21 protein-coding genes are annotated in these 17309 nt (G+C 67.7%); 13 read left to right on the forward strand and 8 right to left on the reverse strand.

What is annotated here, in order from left to right; translation table 11 throughout:
• The first annotated feature begins 74 nt into the window (after nt 1-74).
• On the forward strand, nt 75-590 hold the full coding sequence (locus ABD785_RS24190; RefSeq protein ID WP_344832313.1) for a MarR family winged helix-turn-helix transcriptional regulator: 516 nt from the start codon (nt 75-77) through the stop codon (nt 588-590).
• 96 nt (nt 591-686) lie between these two features.
• Nucleotides 687-2057, forward strand: a complete 1371-nt coding sequence (locus ABD785_RS24195; RefSeq protein WP_344832315.1) for a S8 family peptidase — start codon at nt 687-689, stop codon at nt 2055-2057.
• Between the two features lie 243 nt (nt 2058-2300).
• On the opposite strand, the gene ABD785_RS24200 is transcribed toward ABD785_RS24195, so the two are convergent.
• From ABD785_RS24200 to ABD785_RS24220, 5 genes are all read right to left on the reverse strand, one after another.
• Nucleotides 2301-3023: an ABC transporter ATP-binding protein gene (locus ABD785_RS24200; protein ID WP_344832318.1), complete on the reverse strand. Its 723-nt coding sequence runs from the start codon at nt 3021-3023 to the stop codon at nt 2301-2303.
• Nucleotides 2996-3754: an ABC transporter permease gene (locus ABD785_RS24205; RefSeq protein WP_344832321.1), complete on the reverse strand. Its 759-nt coding sequence runs from the start codon at nt 3752-3754 to the stop codon at nt 2996-2998. The genes ABD785_RS24200 and ABD785_RS24205 overlap by 28 nt, the downstream gene beginning before the upstream one ends.
• Entirely contained in the window at nt 3751-4689 is a 939-nt protein-coding gene (locus ABD785_RS24210; protein WP_344832324.1) for an aliphatic sulfonate ABC transporter substrate-binding protein, read from the reverse strand. The genes ABD785_RS24205 and ABD785_RS24210 overlap by 4 nt, the downstream gene beginning before the upstream one ends.
• Nucleotides 4690-4803: 114 nt before the next feature.
• Nucleotides 4804-5769, reverse strand: coding sequence for an AraC family transcriptional regulator (locus ABD785_RS24215; protein WP_344832327.1), 966 nt, complete (start codon nt 5767-5769; stop codon nt 4804-4806).
• Nucleotides 5766-6818 carry a helix-turn-helix transcriptional regulator gene (locus tag ABD785_RS24220; RefSeq protein WP_344832329.1) on the reverse strand — a complete coding sequence of 351 codons (1053 nt, stop codon included), beginning with the start codon at nt 6816-6818 and terminating at the stop codon, nt 5766-5768. Before ABD785_RS24220 ends, ABD785_RS24215 begins: the two co-directional genes overlap by 4 nt.
• A 430-nt stretch (nt 6819-7248) precedes the next feature.
• On the opposite strand from ABD785_RS24220, the gene ABD785_RS24225 reads away from it, so the two are divergent.
• Nucleotides 7249-7827 (forward strand): GNAT family N-acetyltransferase, encoded by a 579-nt coding sequence (locus ABD785_RS24225; protein WP_344832332.1) that lies wholly within the window; start codon nt 7249-7251, stop codon nt 7825-7827.
• Between the two features lie 643 nt (nt 7828-8470).
• Here the strand turns inward: ABD785_RS24225 and ABD785_RS24230 are convergent.
• Together ABD785_RS24230 and ABD785_RS24235 are read right to left on the reverse strand one after the other, a co-directional pair.
• Entirely contained in the window at nt 8471-9535 is a 1065-nt protein-coding gene (locus tag ABD785_RS24230; RefSeq protein WP_344832334.1) for an LPO_1073/Vpar_1526 family protein, read from the reverse strand.
• Between the two features lie 10 nt (nt 9536-9545).
• Nucleotides 9546-9863, reverse strand: coding sequence for a hypothetical protein (locus ABD785_RS24235; protein ID WP_344832336.1), 318 nt, complete (start codon nt 9861-9863; stop codon nt 9546-9548).
• 261 nt (nt 9864-10124) lie between these two features.
• On the opposite strand from ABD785_RS24235, the gene ABD785_RS24240 reads away from it, so the two are divergent.
• On the forward strand, nt 10125-10958 hold the full coding sequence (locus tag ABD785_RS24240; protein WP_344832338.1) for a hypothetical protein: 834 nt from the start codon (nt 10125-10127) through the stop codon (nt 10956-10958).
• A 53-nt stretch (nt 10959-11011) separates the two neighbouring features.
• Here the strand turns inward: ABD785_RS24240 and ABD785_RS24245 are convergent, their stop codons facing one another.
• Complete coding sequence (locus tag ABD785_RS24245) at nt 11012-11677, reverse strand: GntR family transcriptional regulator (RefSeq protein ID WP_344832340.1); 666 nt, start codon at nt 11675-11677, stop codon at nt 11012-11014.
• A gap of 127 nt (nt 11678-11804) precedes the next feature.
• Between ABD785_RS24245 and ABD785_RS24250 the strand changes: the two genes are divergently transcribed.
• From ABD785_RS24250 to ABD785_RS24290, 9 genes are all read left to right on the forward strand, one after another.
• Complete coding sequence (locus tag ABD785_RS24250; protein ID WP_344832343.1) at nt 11805-11948, forward strand: hypothetical protein; 144 nt, start codon at nt 11805-11807, stop codon at nt 11946-11948.
• Entirely contained in the window at nt 11948-12286 is a 339-nt protein-coding gene (locus tag ABD785_RS24255; RefSeq protein WP_344832346.1) for a WhiB family transcriptional regulator, read from the forward strand. The genes ABD785_RS24250 and ABD785_RS24255 overlap by 1 nt, the downstream gene beginning before the upstream one ends.
• Nucleotides 12286-12744: a transcriptional regulator gene (locus ABD785_RS24260; protein WP_344832347.1), complete on the forward strand. Its 459-nt coding sequence runs from the start codon at nt 12286-12288 to the stop codon at nt 12742-12744. Before ABD785_RS24255 ends, ABD785_RS24260 begins: the two co-directional genes overlap by 1 nt.
• A 30-nt stretch (nt 12745-12774) precedes the next feature.
• A complete protein-coding gene (locus tag ABD785_RS24265; RefSeq protein WP_344832349.1) occupies nt 12775-12909 on the forward strand; it encodes a hypothetical protein in 135 nt (44 codons plus the stop codon).
• Nucleotides 12910-12980: 71 nt separating this feature from the next.
• On the forward strand, nt 12981-14114 hold the full coding sequence (locus tag ABD785_RS24270; RefSeq protein WP_344832351.1) for a hypothetical protein: 1134 nt from the start codon (nt 12981-12983) through the stop codon (nt 14112-14114).
• Nucleotides 14115-14200: 86 nt separating this feature from the next.
• Nucleotides 14201-16177 (forward strand): FtsK/SpoIIIE domain-containing protein, encoded by a 1977-nt coding sequence (locus ABD785_RS24275; RefSeq protein WP_344832352.1) that lies wholly within the window; start codon nt 14201-14203, stop codon nt 16175-16177.
• A gap of 177 nt (nt 16178-16354) precedes the next feature.
• Nucleotides 16355-16765, forward strand: a complete 411-nt coding sequence (locus ABD785_RS24280) for an RRQRL motif-containing zinc-binding protein (protein ID WP_344832353.1) — start codon at nt 16355-16357, stop codon at nt 16763-16765.
• Nucleotides 16766-16787: 22 nt separating this feature from the next.
• On the forward strand, nt 16788-17063 hold the full coding sequence (locus ABD785_RS24285) for a hypothetical protein (protein WP_344832355.1): 276 nt from the start codon (nt 16788-16790) through the stop codon (nt 17061-17063).
• A complete protein-coding gene (locus ABD785_RS24290) occupies nt 17060-17305 on the forward strand; it encodes a hypothetical protein (protein ID WP_344832356.1) in 246 nt (81 codons plus the stop codon). Before ABD785_RS24285 ends, ABD785_RS24290 begins: the two co-directional genes overlap by 4 nt.
• The last annotated feature ends 4 nt before the right edge of the window (nt 17306-17309 follow it).

Raw genomic sequence — 17309 nt, forward strand, 5'->3', positions numbered from 1 at the left:
GTGTAGCTTGCATACAAGAGTCATATGCACCGTACATCTGTACGGTGCACGCATCAACCTGACGAGAGGCCGTCATGAGCGACCCCGTGCTGGAGCAGATCGGTCGTGCGCTGTTTCATCTGCGCAGGGTGTGGGCTCGGCCGGACCTCATGCGGAAGGTCAGGGAGCAGACTCCGGGCTCCCGGCCGCTGCAGCTGTCGAACCTGATGGTCGTCTCGGCGGTGACGCGGCTCGGCGAGGGCGGCGGCGAGGTCACCGTGGGGGCCGTCGCCGAACGGCTCGAGATCGACCCCTCGACGGCCTCGCGGCTGGTCGGGCACGCCATCGACGCCGGATTCGTGTCACGGCGGCCGTCCGTGGCGGACGCCAGGCGGGCCAACCTCCAGCTCACCGACGCCGGAAAGCGCGTGATGGAGTCCGCCGACCGGCACCGGCACGCCTACCTCCAGGCGCTCATGGCCGACTGGCCCGAGGAGGAGCGGAACGAGTTCTGCCGGCTGCTGACCCGCTTCACCGACGCGATGGCGAACGACCCGATGGACCCGTCCCGGATCAGCGAGATCTTCGAGGACGCCGAGAACGCCCGGTGACCGTCCGGATGCTGGCTGATTGACGGGATGCATCAGGTGCCCTGATCCTTCGTGGCAGAATGTCTACTCGCCTGCCAAGGTCGTGAAGGAGGACGGATGCGCGTCACGCTCATCACCGCGCTCGCGGTCCCCCTGATCCTCGCCCCGCAGGCCGCCTCCGCCGACCAGATGCGCGACATGCAGTGGACCCTGAAGGCCCTCGGCGTCACCAAGTCCTGGGCCTACTCCAAGGGCACGGGCGTGACGGTCGCGGTCCTGGACACCGGCGTCGACGCGGGGCATCCCGACCTCAGCGGCCAGGTCATCACCGGCCCCGACTACACCGGGCACAGCACGCCCAAGGGCAGCGCCTACTGGGCGCGGCACGGCACCGCGATGGCCGGGATCATCGCCGGACGCGGCCACGGCCTGGCCCGCGCCGACGGCATCATGGGCGTCGCCCCCAATTCCAAGATCCTTTCGATCAAGGTGACCTGGGAGAACAACGACCCGGCCCGGCACAAGAAGCAGTTCCTCGATCTCAACAAGAACGCGATGGCCCGGGGCATCCGCTACGCGGTCGACCACGGGGCCAAGGTCGTCAACATGTCGCTGGGCGGCGGCAAGACCTACTACAACGGCAACGCCGTCGAGCAGGAGGCCATCGACTACGCCGTCTCCAAGGGCGTCGTGCTGGTGGCGTCCATGGGCAACGACGGCAGCGGGCAGAACAGGCGCAACTTCCCCGCCGCCTACCGGGGCGTGGTCGCGGTGGGCGCGGTCGACGCCGCGCTGAAGCCGTGGCCCGACTCCAACCGGCACGACTACGTGTCGGTCGCCGCTCCGGGCGTCACGATCGTCACGACGGCGCCGCGGGCGCAGTACGCCAACGACACCGGCACGAGCGCCTCGGCGGCGTTCGTGGCCGGGATCGCCGCCCTGATCAAGGCCCGGTATCCGGACCTGAGCTCCGCGCAGGTGAAGCTGGCCCTGGAGAAGGGCGTCACGCACCGTCCGCCCGGCGGCCGGGACCAGCAGATCGGCACCGGGGTCATCGACGCCTTCGCCGCCCTGAAGGCCGCCAACAAGCTCGCCAAGGCCGGGCCCGCCCTGCCACCGCCGTCGCCGGCCGTCACGCCCACGGCCACCGCCACCGCGTCCCCGGCGACCCATGCCGCGGGGGACGGCGAGGGCGGCGGCCAGTCGTCGGCCTTCGTGCTCGCGGTGCTGGCCTGCGGGGGCGTCCTGCTCACGTCCGGACTGTTCATCGCCTACCGCAAGCGCTCCCGCAAGCCCTCCGCCGCCCCGCCCGGCCCCGACCTCGATCCGGTCCCCCCGCCGCGGCCCGCGGAGCGCGAACGCGAACCCGTGCTGGCCGCCCCGACGACGACCGACCCGGAGGCCGCGACCCCGCTGGCCGGGGAGTCCTGGCGGGCCGTCCAGGCCGCCGATCCCCACGACGACCGCTACCGCCCGCCCTGGGCCTGATCTCTCACGGGCGTGCGGAATAACGCCCGGAATCCCTTGACGCACCGGGTCTGACGGCCCGTGCGGGTGTCCGCATGCGGCCGATCGGGCGGAGCGGACCTTGACTATAGACACCCGATGGTTTCTATTAGCGGGATCTCCTCCCGTGAACGGCCGGTGGGTTCCGCGGCACGCGACGGAATCGCGCGGGGCCCGCCGGCTTCCCGGCAGCCGGACGACGTCCGTGATCGGTGGCCGGACGGCCTAGAGTTCCTCGGGGCCCGCGGGGACGTGGAGGAGGCCGAGGAGGTGGCGGCGGAGGTCGCCGAAGCCGGGGGCGTCGACGGCGCGGGGATGGCCGAGGTCGACCTTGATCTCCTCGGCGATGCGGCCCTCGTCCAGGACGAGGAGGCGGTCGGAGAGCAGGAGGGCCTCGTCGACGTCGTGGGTGACGAGCAGGGCGGCGAAGCCGTGCTTGGACCGGAGCCTGCCGAACAGCGACTGCATCCTCAGCCGGGTCAGCGCGTCGAGCGCGCCGAACGGCTCGTCGAGCAGCAGCAGGTCGGGCTCGCGGATGAGGGCGCGGGCGAACGCCACCCGCTGGGCCTGCCCGCCGGACAGCTCCGACGGCCAGGCCGCTCCCCGGTCGGCCAGCCCGACCTCGTCGAGGACCGTCGCCGCCCGTTCCTTCGCGTCCCGGCCGCGGACGCCGAGCGCGACGTTGTCGGCCACCCGCTTCCACGGCAGCAGCCGGTGCTCCTGGAACACGACGGCCTTGGACTCCGACGTCGTGAACTCCCCCGACGCCTCCCCGTCCAGCCCCGCCAGGATCCGCAGGAGCGTGCTCTTGCCCGACCCGCTGGCCCCGAGCAGCGCGACGACCTCGCCCTGCTCGATCCGCAGATCGACCCCGTCCAGGACGGTCGTCCCGCCGAACACCCGGCGGACCCCGGCCGCCGCTACGACGCCCTCAGGCCGCGACGCCATGACAGCACTCTCCTTTCGGCGGTGCGCAGCGCCACGTCGGACAGCAGCCCGAGCGACGCGTACACGACGAGTCCCAGCACGACGATCTCCGTCTGGCTGAAGTCGCGGGCCTCCATCATCATGAAACCGAGCCCGCTCTGCCCGTTGACCTGCTCCCCGACGACCAGGCTGAGCCAGCCGGCGGCGAACGCCAGCCGCAGCCCGAGGAACAGCGACGGCATCGCGCCGGGCAGCACGACGTGCCGGATCCGCTCGAACGGGGTCAGCCCGCAGGTCCGGGCGGCCTCGACGAGCCGCTCGTCGATGTCGCGGATGCCCGCATAGGTGTTGAGATAGATCGGGAAGAACGCGCCCAGCGCCACCAGCGCGATCTTCAGCGACTCCCCGATGCCGACCCAGATGATGAGCAGCGGGACGAGTCCGAGGTGGGGCAGCATCCGGGCGGCCTGGACGGGCGGGTCGACGAGATCGTCCCCGAGGCGGAGCAGCCCCGCGACGGCCCCGAGGACGAGCGCCAGCGAGCCCCCGATCAGCAGCCCGATCACGGCCCGTTCGACGGATTCGAGCAGGTGCGTGCCGAGGGAGCCGTCCAGGGTCAGCCGCCAGGCGGCCTCGGCGACCAGGCTCGGCGCGGGCAGCTTCTCCTCCGGGAGGACGCCGGCCTGCGCGGCGCCCTCCCATCCGGCGACGAGCACGACCGGGGTGATCAGCCGGCGTGGTCGGATCCTCACTTCAAGAGGTCCGCGTAGGTCGGGTCGATGAGGCTCTTCACGTCGACCTTGCCGGGGATGAGCTGGAGCTCGGTGAAGCCGTCCGCGATCTCCTGGATCTCGTCGCCGATGGCGGCGTCGACGGGTGCGAGCGGCTGCGCGCTGCGCGCCAGGGCGTTGCGGGCGACGTCCTCGGGGATCTTCAGCTCGGGCGCGATCAGCTTGACGCGCTCGTCGGGGTTGGCGATCCCCCAGTCGGTGACCTCGCGATAGAGCTTCAGGTACTCGCGCACCAGGTCGGGCTTGTTCTTGAGCGCCTCGGGCGAGACCAGCAGGTACTCGCGGTTGTTGGCGAGGCCGGTCGCGTCGGCGAGGACCTTCACCCCCGGCTGCTCGGCGAGCGCGAAGTACGGGTCCCAGATGATCCAGGCGTCGACCTGGCCGTTGTCGAAGGCGGGACGCGCCTCGGCGGGCTTGAGGTACTGCACCTGGATGTCGTCGATCTTCATCCCGTTGGCCTCAAGCAGCTTCACCAGCAGCCAGTTGACGTTCGACCCCTTGTTGAGCGCGACCTTCTTGCCCTTGAGGTCCTTGAAGGAGGTGAACCCGCTCTTCTCCTTGACCAGCACCGCCTCCCCCTTGGGCACCGGCGCCGAGGTGGCGATGATCTTGAACTTCGTCCCCCCGGCGGCGGCGAAGATCGGCGGCGCCTCCCCGGTCTGCCCGATGTCGATCGCCCCGGCCTTGAGCGCCTCGGTCAGCGCTGGCCCGCTCTCGAACAGCGACCACTTGGCCGACTTCGCCAGCCCCTTGGCCTTCAGCAGGCTCTGCCCGCCGAACCGCTGATATCCGACCTTCAGCTCCTTGGCGTCGCCGCCGTCTTTCTCACCTCCTCCGCAGGCACCGAGACTGCCGGCGAGAGCGAGCATGCCGATGAGGGCGACGATGCGGCGCATGAGGGACTCCTTGACTGGAACGCGGCAAACGGCGCCAGTATGCCTACTAACCCGACCTTTTGTATAGGCTTAGTGGGAATAAGGACGTCCCGGACCGCCGTTCCGTCTGCTCGGTCAGCGGCGGAGGGCTGCGGCGGGCAGGGTGCCGAAGGCGGCGCGGTAGGCGTCGGTGAAGCGGCCGCCATGGCCGAAACCCCAGGCCGCGGCGATCGCGGCGACCGTGGTGGCGGCGGGGTCGGCGGCGAGCAGGGCCTGGTGGACCTGGTCGAGGCGGACACGGCGCAGGTAGGCCGTAGGGGTGGTGTCGAGATGGCGGCGGAAGACGAGCTGGACGGCGCGGACGCTGACCCGGGCGGCGGCGGCGATGTCGGCCACGGAGACGGCGGTGGCGGCGTTGGCCTCGATGAAGGCGACGGCGCGGCGCAGCGTGATCGGGGAGGCGTCGTGACGGTCCTCGATGGTCGGGACGGTCAGCGCGGTGCTGGGGAAGGTGGCCAGGGTCGTCGCGGCGAGCAGCTGGGCGGCCCCGGCCAGCAGCAGCGGCGAGGAGGCGGCTTCGGGATCGTCCAGGAGGCCGGCGAGATAGAGGCGGGTGCTCCGCCAGTGGGCGGCCGCGGCCGGGCTGACCGGGTCGAGGCCGGTGAAGCGGATCGGTGCTGGCCGGCGTGCGGGGGCACCCTCGGCGACCTGGTCGAGCACGGACCGGTCGAGGGTGATGTTGACCAGTCCGCCGGGCAGGCAGCGCACCCTGTAGGGCCGGTCGGGATTGGCGACGAGGAGGACGTCGCCGGGTCCGTAGCGGCCCTCCCCGTCGGACGAGCGGCGGTCCACCCGCGCGTCCGTCGGCATGGAGACCACGACGGCGTTCAGCGGCTCGACGTCGAGGCTCAGGTCGACGGTCTGCCTGAAGGCGTCCAGGGAGAACGTCCCCGCGGACGTGCGGCGGGCGCGCAGGTCGGCGCGGCCGTCACGGTGGCGGATCCGCACGCTCGTGCCGTACGAGGTGCTGAGGAAGTCCTCGACGGCGTCGATCCCGACGCACTCGGTCTCCGTGGTCTCCGTGGCCCTCGCCTCCTTCACGTGTGCAGGGTGCGCTTGGGGGGACGGCCGAAAGCGTCACGGTAGACGGCGGAGAACCGTCCCGGATGGGGGAACCCCCAGCGCCGCGCGATCTCCGCGACGGTGTCACCGCGTGTGGGATCGGCCGCCTGAAGATCGCGATGCGCGCCTTCGAGCCGGACGCGCCGCAGATAGCCGCTGGGAGTGGTGTCGCGGTGACGGGCGAAGGCCGCCTGAAGCCCCCGCACGCTGATGCCCGCGGCCGCGGCGATGCCCTCCAGCGTGATCGGCTCGGCGGCGTGGGCGTCGATGAAGGCCACCGCCCTCCTGACCGTGGCGGGAGCCGTCCGGCCGGGGCCCGCCAGGTGGTCGCGCCTCATCGTGGTGTTGGGGAACACCACGAGCACGGCCGACGCCACGGCCTCCAGCACCCCCGCCAGGATCAGCGGATGCCCGACCGGCGGATCGGGCCCGGCGAAACTGCGGAAGAGGTAGGCCGACGTGGCCCGCCAGTGCCGGTTCATCGCCGCCGATACCGGCCGCGTCCCCTCGAACCGCAGGTCGGCGGCGTCCACCCCGAGCCTGCCCGCGATCGGCCCGACCGTCCCCGCGGGAAAGCCGACCACCTGGTACCTGACCTGGTCGCAGATCGTCGTGACCCGCGCACCGGGCACGAACAGCACCGACTGCCCCCGTGCGACGTGCCGCAGCCCGCCCCCGCGCCCGACGGCGTACCGCCCCTCGTGCAGGCACACCACGGTGTACCGGGGAAACGGCCCGGCGTCGAGCCGGATGTGCGCCTGAAGATCCAGGGAGTCCGCCAGCAGATCCTCACCGGGCCCGGCCCCCGTCCGCGACGCCGAAGCCGTCTCCGACCGCAGCACCAGCCCCCCGGCCGCCCCCACCAGCCGCGACCGCGCCTCGGCGTACCGGCGGCTGATGAGCTCCAGCACCGCGGCCATGCCGTGCAGCTCCGACGCCTGCCGCCGCACCCGCACCCCGCCCGTTCCAGGATCCGCCCCGGACTCCACGGACACCTCCACCGGCGAGGAGCCTCCTGTTCGCCTCACGAAGTTTCTATCCGCAATGCGCACACCCGCGCCAGCCACTCTTGCGTGACCACCCCCTTCCACAGCTGAATGATTCGGGCCGAAACTCACCGGCCCACCGGCGACCCGGGCCGCCCTCTCGGACCACGGCGCCCCCGCCGGAGCAAGAAGAGCAGGAAGGGCCCGAAGGAGTTCCCAGGCGGTTATCCCCCCCGACCGCCCGGAAGCCGACGGGGCTGAGGGCCCTTCCCCTCTTCGAGCCACTCGTCCACGACGATCAGCGCGAGCCCCCTCGACTCCCGCGAAGGACGGCTGGCGGCGGGCTGCTGGTCACGGCATGGTCGCGATGGTCGGGTTCGGCAAGGGATCGGAACTCCGGCACCGTGCGGAGTGAGGGCGGATCGGGCAGAAAGCGGTCGTGTCTCCGAAGCGGCCGTGGGACGGTGTTCCCATGCCTCAGCCGATCTTGCGTACCGAACGCCTACTGCTGTCGCCGCTTGCGGAACGGCATCTCGAGGCGGAGATCCACCTCTACTCGGATCCCGAGGTTCTGCGCTTCCTCAGCACCAGGACGCCGACCTCGGACGAGGCGGCCGCCTCACACCGGCGTCGGCTGACCATGGCCGAAAAGGTGGACGGTCTGGGATTCTGGATCGCTCACCTCTCCGAAGCCGGCGAAGAGGGCGAGTTCGTGGGCTTGCTGATGCTGCCCCCAGCCCACGGCCCGGACCAGCCCGACGACCCGGCCGTCTGCGACCTGGGCTACCGTCTCCTCCGCCGCCACTGGGGCCGGGGCCTGGCGAGCGAGGCATCCCGAGCCTTGCTGCGGCACGCTTTCGACACCATCGGACAGTCCCGCGTCATCGCCCAGACCATGACCGCCAACCTCGGCTCCCGAAGAGTGCTGGAGGCCATCGGCATGAGGTACGTACGCACCTACCACCCGACGTTCGACGAGCCATTGCCCGACGCACACCTGGGCGAGGTCGAATACGAGATGACCCAGCGCATGTGGCGAACGATGCGCTAGCCGCACGAGAGACGGCCGGGCCCTGGAAACGATCGAGACCCGACCGGAAGAACGGCCATCACGTCTTCATGACCGGCTGGGCCAGCCGACCCACCCCGACACCGCGTCTTCGCCCGCCGGCTCGACCCGGAAGAGAGCGGGGAACGGTAGCGCTGTTAGCACATCCGTTAGCACGAAGGCCCTTAGCGATCATGCTAGGGGCCTTTGAGCTGGGAGCCCCGTATCGGATTCGAACCGATGACCTGCTGTTTACAAGGCACCGCTTCCGAGCATTGGTAACTGTTCAGCCCTGCTCAACGTGCCTGCGTACGTGTCAGGACGTCCCACGAGGTGCACCGGTCGCTCCCCCAGTTGCTGTACTTCGCTGCTGTACAAAGCCGTCGCTCGAACGCCTTCCGCCAGCATCGCTCGGTTCCAGGGCAGCCCCCTTCGATGCGAACGCGGACCGAGGCCAGATCGAGCATGCAACCCCCGTATCGCACGCACCTCGCTAGTTCTCTCTGTCTCCCAACGTCTCCTGCCGACGTCAGGCAGTTGGTCCGGCAGGAGTGGCGGTCCGGACGGCCGAAACCGCACCGCAGAGCGTCGGTTAGGTACTTCCGACGACAAGCCATTTACAACATTACATACGACATTTTGAAGCTTAAGAAATCCAAATCCTCACATCCTCCGGGAATACCTCACCTGCTATCCTTCGCAAATTTGCATGAGCCAAGGCGATCCCCACGACTGTAAGATTTGAGAGGGATAGATTCGTGGATTCCCATTTCGTCATTATCTGCGGCAGACGAGGGTCAAATTCTTGCGCTTCCAACGAAATCTCATCATCCGAAAGCAAGTAGGCTGCATTTTCGAGAAGATTTGTCAGAATCTGCTCGACCCGTTCCTTCTCCGATCCGGTAAACCTGTCATCATTTTCAATCTTTACTTTAAGTGCGTCACTATCAGAGGCGTCAATTTGAAGCTTATCTTTATCGCGAAGACAACGAGTTGAGTAGGGGGGCTGGAAGTATTTCTGTGAAATTTCGTCCGGCAATTCACCCACACCAAAACCTTTGGCAAAGAAACCCGGCGAAACCTTTTTCCATAGGTGTTGAATAGTGCGCGGAAGAGGAAGAAGGCCAATGCAACCAACCGCCTCAAGATAGCGAAGGTCTGATGGAGAAAAGTCCAGAGAATCCAGGAGTGGTGCCAAGAGTCGTGCTTGGCGTTTATAAAAATCTGTATGCGTATGACAGTGAATCTTGGTTTCCCGGACCAGAAACAAAGTCGTCAGTATCGAGAAATGCCGAGCGGAGAGTTTAGAAGCAACCCCAAGCGCTTCAGTTAGAGACAATTGATAAATATCACGAGTAGTCGACTTTGTTCGCTCCACAAGGAGATCTATCAAGATCTGCCCCAAGTCTTGGTCTCCACTACGCGCATATCCAGACTGAACATCCAGAATCGCGGCTTGAACCCCCGGATCGCTAATATTTTCAATCGACTCTGGAGCGCTAGCCTGGAGACTATGGAGATAGTTTTCGGTTAGCTCATCGACACGCTCTTTCGCGGTAGCATGCGCAACGCTGGACAGGCGATAGAAATTCTGTTCGAAAAGATCCATAAAAAGGTCTTTAGCTTCACCGTACGTCAATCCAACATGGATTATTTCACCTTGAATATTTTGAGACCCCGAGCCAGAACGCTGCCTTTGTATCCATTTCATCCAGACCTCCTTAGATTTGATTATTATCACCGAAAGATACATCCCCGGCAGACTGAATGTTTGAGGAGTTATCTCCGCCGGACTGAGTCTGCCGAATATTTGAAGCCTGTCCTCCCCGCTGACGAGAAGGATTTGCAATATTCCTTGCCTGGAATGATGAGTACACAGTTATTCCAAGCCCGATCAATGTAGCAAGGCATGCGATGGCGCTGCCCAGCTTGTCCGAATTATCAATTCCAATATAGATAAATACAATTCCAACGATTAGAACTACTGCACCGAAAAGGATAGCGATTATCCATGCAACGCGCGAACTTGAGGCTGCCATGTAAGCCATTATGCCAGCTCCAGACCGCACATCGCGACCGTTACCTAATAGTAACGAATGCAGACAAAGAAATTGTGAACAATGACCGTTTTGTCAACTTATTGGCTGATTTTCGCGAATCTTCGGCGAGCTTCAGGACTCCCTGTTGGCATCAACGACTTCACAGGACCCCGCCGATGAGCAGTCCGATGGTTTGAGGCGCCCCGAGTCGTGAAGCTCGCAAAGCTGGACTGCTTGGGCGTAGTGCGAGAAGCTCGCGGCATGGCCAAGCTGATCCTTACATCAGACCGATGGGACGAACTCAGCGCGCTACTGGAGGACGATCAGAGGCTTCAGCGCGAATATCCGAAGGTAGCTGAGTACCTGAGCATGGCGGAGCGGCTTCCCGGAGTCGGCGATGAGCAGGCTGATGCTCAGTTCAGCTTGCGGTTCGTGCACTACCTGACCGGTGGCACCTCCGAGAGTATGAACCCGTACTGGGACATCGTTGAGCCGTTCGTGACCGAACGTAGCGGCCGCCGAGTAGTGAACGGCGGCAGAGCGCAGGGCAGCCCACGGCTCGCCTTCGCGCAGATGCAATTGCAAGGCGTTTACGCGCACGCAATCCCCGCCCCTCAGACCATCGAATGGATCTCTGAGTTCAGTGGAGGTCGTCCAATCGTTGAGCTCGGAGCAGGAAGAGGCTACTGGGCAGCGCAGATCGCCCGACAAGGACTGTCCATCGAGGCCTATGACTCGGACCCACCGGACAGCGCCAGGAGTATTTCGTTTCCTGGAGCGGCTGGGCAGGTGGATGTCTGGCACCCGGTCGGGGACCTAGACGGGTTCGCCGCCCGCGCTATGCCGGCGGATTATGCGCTGTTCCTCTGCTGGCCGCCTGGGTGGGGCGACTCGATGGCGTTCGACGCTCTCACCTCGTTCGAGGCCGCTGGCGGTGAGCGGCTGATCTACATCGGTGAGCGGAAGGGTGGCAAGACCGGCAACGACGCGTTCTTCGATGCCTTGTCTGCTCGGTGGAAGCTGGAATCCGTAGATCGGGACTTCGTGTCGTGGTGGACAGAAGAGGACGTGGCGGAGGGCTGGGTTCGGGCCTGATTTCAGACATGCGAAGGGGGGTGCCGAACGTCGGCACCCCCCTTCGTGGCGCCCTATTTGAGGGCCATGCGGAACACGAACGCGTCGTAGCGGTCGCGGGGGTACGACACGGTGGAGATCATGATGATCCGGTCATCGGCGGAGAGGAATCGCTGGTGAACCGTCTTGACGAGGTCGCCAGGAGTCGTTCGCAGCCATTCGGCGTGGGCAGCCGCGGGCAGCAGGTCTGAGAGGGTCTCTTCCAGGAAATCGGCTCCTGAGATGTCGGAGACGTCCAGCGGCTGGTAGGTGTCCGAGATCGAGATCGGCCGTCCGTCCTCGGTAGCGCGGGTGATGACGTGCTTGATCTCTTCGCCGAGCGGGACGCCGAGCGCCTCCGCGAGTTCGGTGGTGGCAGGGATCTGCTCGGTCTCGCGTTCCACGCGGACCTGCCGATCTGACTCGTTCGCGAACGACCGCTCAGCGCTCTCCATCTGGCGCTCGGGCGATACGCGGACGAGGTTGGGGCGATCGGCCACGAAGACTCCCCGCCTCCGCACGGTCCGAACCAGCCCCTGACTCCCGAGGAGTTCGAGGGCCTTGCGAACCACGATGTCCGAGACGCCGTTCTGCTGCGCGATCTCGGCGTAGCTCGGTAGCTGCGTGCCGGGCGGGAGCTCCCCGCCCCGGATGCGGCGCGCGTACTCGCCCGCGATGCGGACGTATGCCGGTTCTGCCATTGCGTGATCCTTCCCTCGACGCTTTGACCAGCGTATACGCATCATCGTATACCTAGGTCTTGTGCGTATACGAAGTTGCGTATACGGTGAGCTCATCAGCTCGACCGCTCGCAACGGAGGTAGGCAAGTGATCCCGACTCAGCCGAAGAAGTGGCCGCAGACCATCGTGGGCATCTGCGTCTTCCTGTTCCTGGTGAAGAACCCCGAGGCCGCCGCCGCTGGCGTCCAGACCCTGGGTGACTCGCTCTCGCGGTTCGTGGACGCGTTCTGATGAAGACGCTCCCCTTCCCCGTCTCGGCCTCGAAGGCCTCGGCTCCGGTTCTGCTGTCGGTGCTGCCGCTGGTGGATCTGCTGGATCTGGTGAGTGATGGCGAGTGCCGTTACAACCCGGACCTGCACACCGGGCCGGACGTCTTCGAGGCCGAGACGGAACTCGACCGGCGGGCACGGATCGACGTCGCCAAGGACGTCTGCGAGTCCTGCCCGGTGTGGGATGCGTGCCTTGAGTACGCGCTGCGCACCAAGCCCACGTCCGGTATCTGGGCCGGTCACACCACCTACGAACTGGCCGTTCTCCGGGCTTCCGCCCGCACGGGAGAGGCCGCCTGATGAAGCTCGCCGACCCCGCCGTGTTCGCCACCTGCTTCGCCGCGCTGTATGCGGCGCATCACGTCGGCGACCACTGGTTGCAGACCCACCACCAGGCCATCACCAAGGGCCGGACCGACCGCGACGGCGCGCTTGCGTGCCTGCGTCACGTCCTCACCCTGACCGCACTCAAGGGGGCGGCGCTGGCCCTGGCCATCGCTGTGACCGGTATCCGCTTCCCGCTCTACGGCCTGTTCCTGGCCGTCGCCCTGCTGATCGACGCTGCCTCTCACGCCTGGGCTGACCGGCGCATAACCCTGCTGGCGCTGGCAGACCGGATCGGTAAGGGCGAGTTCGCCCGCCTCGGCGACGTCATGGCGGCCCCGGCCGGTACCGGCGCCTACGCCCTCGACCAGTCCTGGCACATCGGATGGCTCTTCCTCACCGCCCTCATCGCCGCCCTCGGCGCAACCTCCTAACTCCCCGCACAGCAGACGAAAGGCCGCCCAGTGATCACCTTCCTGCTCATCGCCGCTGGCATCGCTCTGATCTACCCGGAGCTGCGCCAGCTCACCACCTGGACCACCACCCGTGTCCGCTCCGTCTACCCCCGCCTTCGCTTCCGCCGCACTAACGCGCGCTGACGCTGCGTCCAGGCGGCCGGTTCTACCGGCCGTCTCACGGAACGCCAGCCCGAACCGAAAGGAGAGCCCACATGAAGGCGACCAACCCGAGCGTCGAGACGCTTCCGGCGCGCGAGCTGGCTGACGAGCTTGCCCAGCAGCGTGACCGTGAGGCCGTCCGCCGCAGCGATGAGCTGGCGCGCACCATGGCCACGGCCGAGCACAACCGCGCGCTCGCCGATCTGTCGGAGGTCACCCGCCGCGCCGACCTCGACCGCACCGAACGAGAGGCATCCGCGAACGCATCCGCCACCCTGGCCCGCGTCTACCGGGAGTCCAAGGACTCCGGAGAGCGCATCCGGATCGCCGCCCACATGGCCCGCTCTGGTGAGGCCCGCGCGCTGCGGCTGGAACGGCTGCGGACCCGGAACCTCAAGGTTCTCGTGCCCGTGCTGCTGGGGTTCGCTGCCTGGTCCACGACCGGTGTGCAGGCGGGCGGCGCCCGGCTGATGCACGTCGCTAGCGACGCCCCTACGTGGTGGGTGCTGTGGTTGCTGGAGCCCGTTCTCATCGGCGCGGTGGTGTGGGTCATCGTCGCCCGCGCTGGGCTGGCCGCCTGTGGGGGCCGCCTCAACGACCGGGCCGTTCAGATCGCGACCGGCTGTCTGGCGACCTCGATCCTGCTCAACCTGGCCGCCGCCGCTGTCGCCCCTCCCACGTGGACGGTCGGGAGCATCGCCACCTTGTTGGGTGCCATGCTGGCGCACTCAATTGGGCCGGTCGGGGCCGCCGCGACCGCGCACCTGATCGGTGTCGTGGACGAGAGCATCAGCGCCGCCGACCCCTGGACCGACATCCACGGCAGCAAGGTCCCGCTGCTCACTGAGCTGGCCCTCGACCTCGACGCCGCCCCGGCAGCCGAGCCCGGGCCCCTCCCGACGTCGACCACGAGTTTCCTGCCTGACCTGCCCGAACAGCCGGTGCCAGCAGCGACCCCGGCCCGCTCGCACAAGGGCGTCAAGGTTCCGCCGTCTGCCCGCCGCAAGCCCTCAACGACGTCCCCGCGCGCTCTGTCCGATGCCGTCCTACGGGAGCGGCTGGCCGCTCTCGTCTCTGCCGGAGACCTTCCCGACAACGCTCCCGTACGTCGTGTGCAGAGCGCTCTCGGAATCAGCTTCGACCGCGCCAAGCGCGTTATGGCCCTGCCCCTAGCAGAGGCCGCCTGACCACCTCTCCCACCTGACCGGGCGGCGGCCCCAATCCGACCAAGAACCGAGCCGCCGCCCACCCCTCCCGAAGGAGAACCACCAGCATGACCGCCGAACCGAACTTCTCCAACGACCCCGACCACAACCCGCCCGGCCAGGACCGGACCGATGCCGAGATCGTCCCCTTCCCCAAGACCCGCGACCAGGACCCCGCCGACGAGCCGGACGCCACGCCTCCCATTGAGGGCCGGATCGTCAAGACCTTCCCGGCCCTGCCCGGCGGCGCCGTGTCAGGTGCGCAGATGCTCGCCGACTGGCGCGCGTCCGCTCAGCAGCTCACCGACCGCGTGGGAGAGCTGGCCAAGCGCCCCGACCTGGTCATCAACGCCATCCTCAAGCACGAGCTGTACTACGGCGCTCTGGGCACCGGGCGCGGCATCCGTGCCGCGTGGTCCTGGGCGACGGCCGCCGAGCTGAACGCCCAGCTCGGGAGCAACCCCAAGATGGTGCTGGAACTGCGCAAGTCCCGTCAGCGGATGGGCGGCGCGGCGCTGGGCCTGTCGGTGCTGGCCACGTTCATGGTGTGGGCCGCGTTCGGGCCGTTCCTGTTCACCCTCGCTGCCCTGCTGGGACTCGGGGCGGCAGGCGCGGCGGAACGCAAGCTCCGTTCGGCCGGCAAAGCCGACGATGGGCGCGGCGCGCTGGGCACCCACCCGGGCAGCAAGGCCGTTCGCGGTGCGCTCGCCAACGCCAAGCTGGGAAAGCTCGACCAGATCCGCGTGATCGGCGCGGTCACCCGGGACGGGGACGCCTGGATCGCCACCGTTGAACTCCCCCCGGGCATCCCCTACAGCGCCGCCGCCAAGAAGCGCCCCGAGATCGCCTCCGCCATCGGCGTGGATGAGGTCCAGGTCGCGATCGACCCCGTCAAGGGACACAACGGCCGGATCAAGCTGTGGGTGGCCGACGAGGACCCGATGCAGGGCGACCGAGTAGAGAACCCCCTCGTCTCACAGGCGGCCGGTACGAGCTTCTGGACCGACAAGGTCTTCGCCGGACGCGACGCCCGGGGCCGCGCGGTCGCCTTCTCCCTGGTGGAACGCTCGTACCTGATCGGCGGGGAGCCCGGCGGCGGTAAGTCGGTGGCCTCGAACAACATCCTGTGCTTCGCCGCCCTCGACCCCTACATCGACCTGTACCTGGGGGACGGCAAGTACGGATTCGACCAGATGCTGTTCGAGCCGCTGGCCAAGGGCGTCATCGGGGACCGGCAGGGACACGACCCGGTGATGGAGATGCTGGAGACCGTGCGGGAGGAGATGAACCGCCGCTACAAGCTCCTGCGCAAGCTGGGCACGCCGAAGATCACGCGGGAGATCGCGGCCAAGTACGGGATCAACCCGATCCTGCTGCACCTGGACGAGATCCAGACGTGGTCCGCCTCCGGCGACACCAAGGCCGACAAAGCATTCGTGCTCAGCGTCGCCGACATCGTCGGACGCGGCCGGGCCGCCGCCATCGTGACCGGCGCCGTCACCCAGCGGCCCGCCGCCGAAGTCGTCCCGACCCGCCTGCGCGACATCCTGTCCATCCGCTGGGCGCTGCGCTGCACCACCCCCGACGCCTCCGACACCATCCTCGGTTCGGGCCGAGCCTCACAGGGCTTCAGCGCCGCGAAGTTCAACGCCGACCAGCGCGGCGCCGGTTACCTCCTCTCTGAGGGTGCTCTGCCGATTCAGACCCGTTCGGCGTTCCTCAACGAATCCGAGCTGTCCGGGCTGGCCTCCCGCGCCTACGACCTGCGCAAGGCCGCCGGTACCCTCCCGGCCACGGCGGAGCGCCCTGGGGTCAAGCTGCTGATGGCCGTCCTGGACGCGATGGGCGGGCACCCCAAGGGCGCGCACACCGCCGAGATCCTCGACGCCCTCACCAAGATGGACGGCTACGACGGATGGGAGGCAGGCAAGCTCGCCGCCGCCCTCAAGCCCCTCGGCGTCTTCCCCCGACAGGTCGAGATCGACGGCCGTAACCGCAACGGCTACCGCCGCGAGGACGTCACACAGGCCCTCGACCGGGCCTAGAAGGCCCCTAGACGGGGTCTGGGAGGGGCCTAGTTCTAGGCCCTCAGCCTCTAGGAACTAGACCCTCCCTCTAGCCCCCAAGACCCTCCCTGGCCAGCACAGACACCGCCCTAGACCCCCTAGAGGCCCCCGGCCAGACCCCCCAAAACACCCACCCGTACGGAGGTTGATTCCGTCATGCCCGCGATCAAGCCCACCCGGCCCCGTGCCACCCGCGCCGACCGGTTCATGGACCCCACCGCCACCCGCCACGACGTCCCCACGTGGCCGTGGCGTATGGCCCCCGCCCACCTGCTCACCCGCCGACAGCTCACCGCACGCGGCCTGCGCCCCGGCGGACAGCCCATCGCCGGACAGATCCTCTGGGGCTCCCGCCACCGCCCTCACCTCCGCGCCGCCTACCTCTACGACATCCGCTTCGCCCTCCCCAAGCGGACCGCCACCCCGCGCCAACTCGCCGCCCTCGACAAGGCCAACGCCGCCCGCCGCACCTGCCCCCGCTGCACGACCGATGTCGGCTACACCCTGCCCACCCGCTACGGCTGCTGCCTCGACTGCCTCACCGACTTCGAGCAGCGGGCCGCATAGCCCGCCGGATTAGGAGCCAAACATGATCACTGGCAGCTGTGCCCGCTGCGGCATCCTCGACGACCTCAACGGGCTGGAACTGTGCGGAGACTGCGCCTGTTCTCAGTGCGGCGATGACCACGGCGACGAGCCCTGCCCGGCCGAGTACGACGACGAGTGTGGCACCTGCGGCGGCCCCTGCACCTGGGGCGTGCCCGCCGACGAGCCCGACGAGCCCGACCACGACGACTACGACCCGCGCGGCTATCCCGCTGCGCAGGACGAGCCCGACCCGTACGACGAGGAGGAGGACCAGTGACCGACGACAACGACTGGCGGCCCTACACCCCGCCCGCGCAGGAGGAAGCGCCGCCGGTCAGGGACTTCCTGCGCTGCCAGTGGTGCAACCTGCCCATCGAGTACTTCCCCGATGGGCTGGGCTTGCAGCACTTCCGCCTCATCGAGGGCACTGCCAGCGACTCGATCTGCGTCGTGCTCCCCTACGAGACCGACCACGACGCCCTCTGGGTCGACGGCTGGACCGAAGAGAGCGACCGGTGACCGG

The organism is Actinocorallia longicatena (genome assembly GCF_039534125.1).
GTDB lineage: Bacteria > Actinomycetota > Actinomycetes > Streptosporangiales > Streptosporangiaceae > Actinocorallia > Actinocorallia longicatena.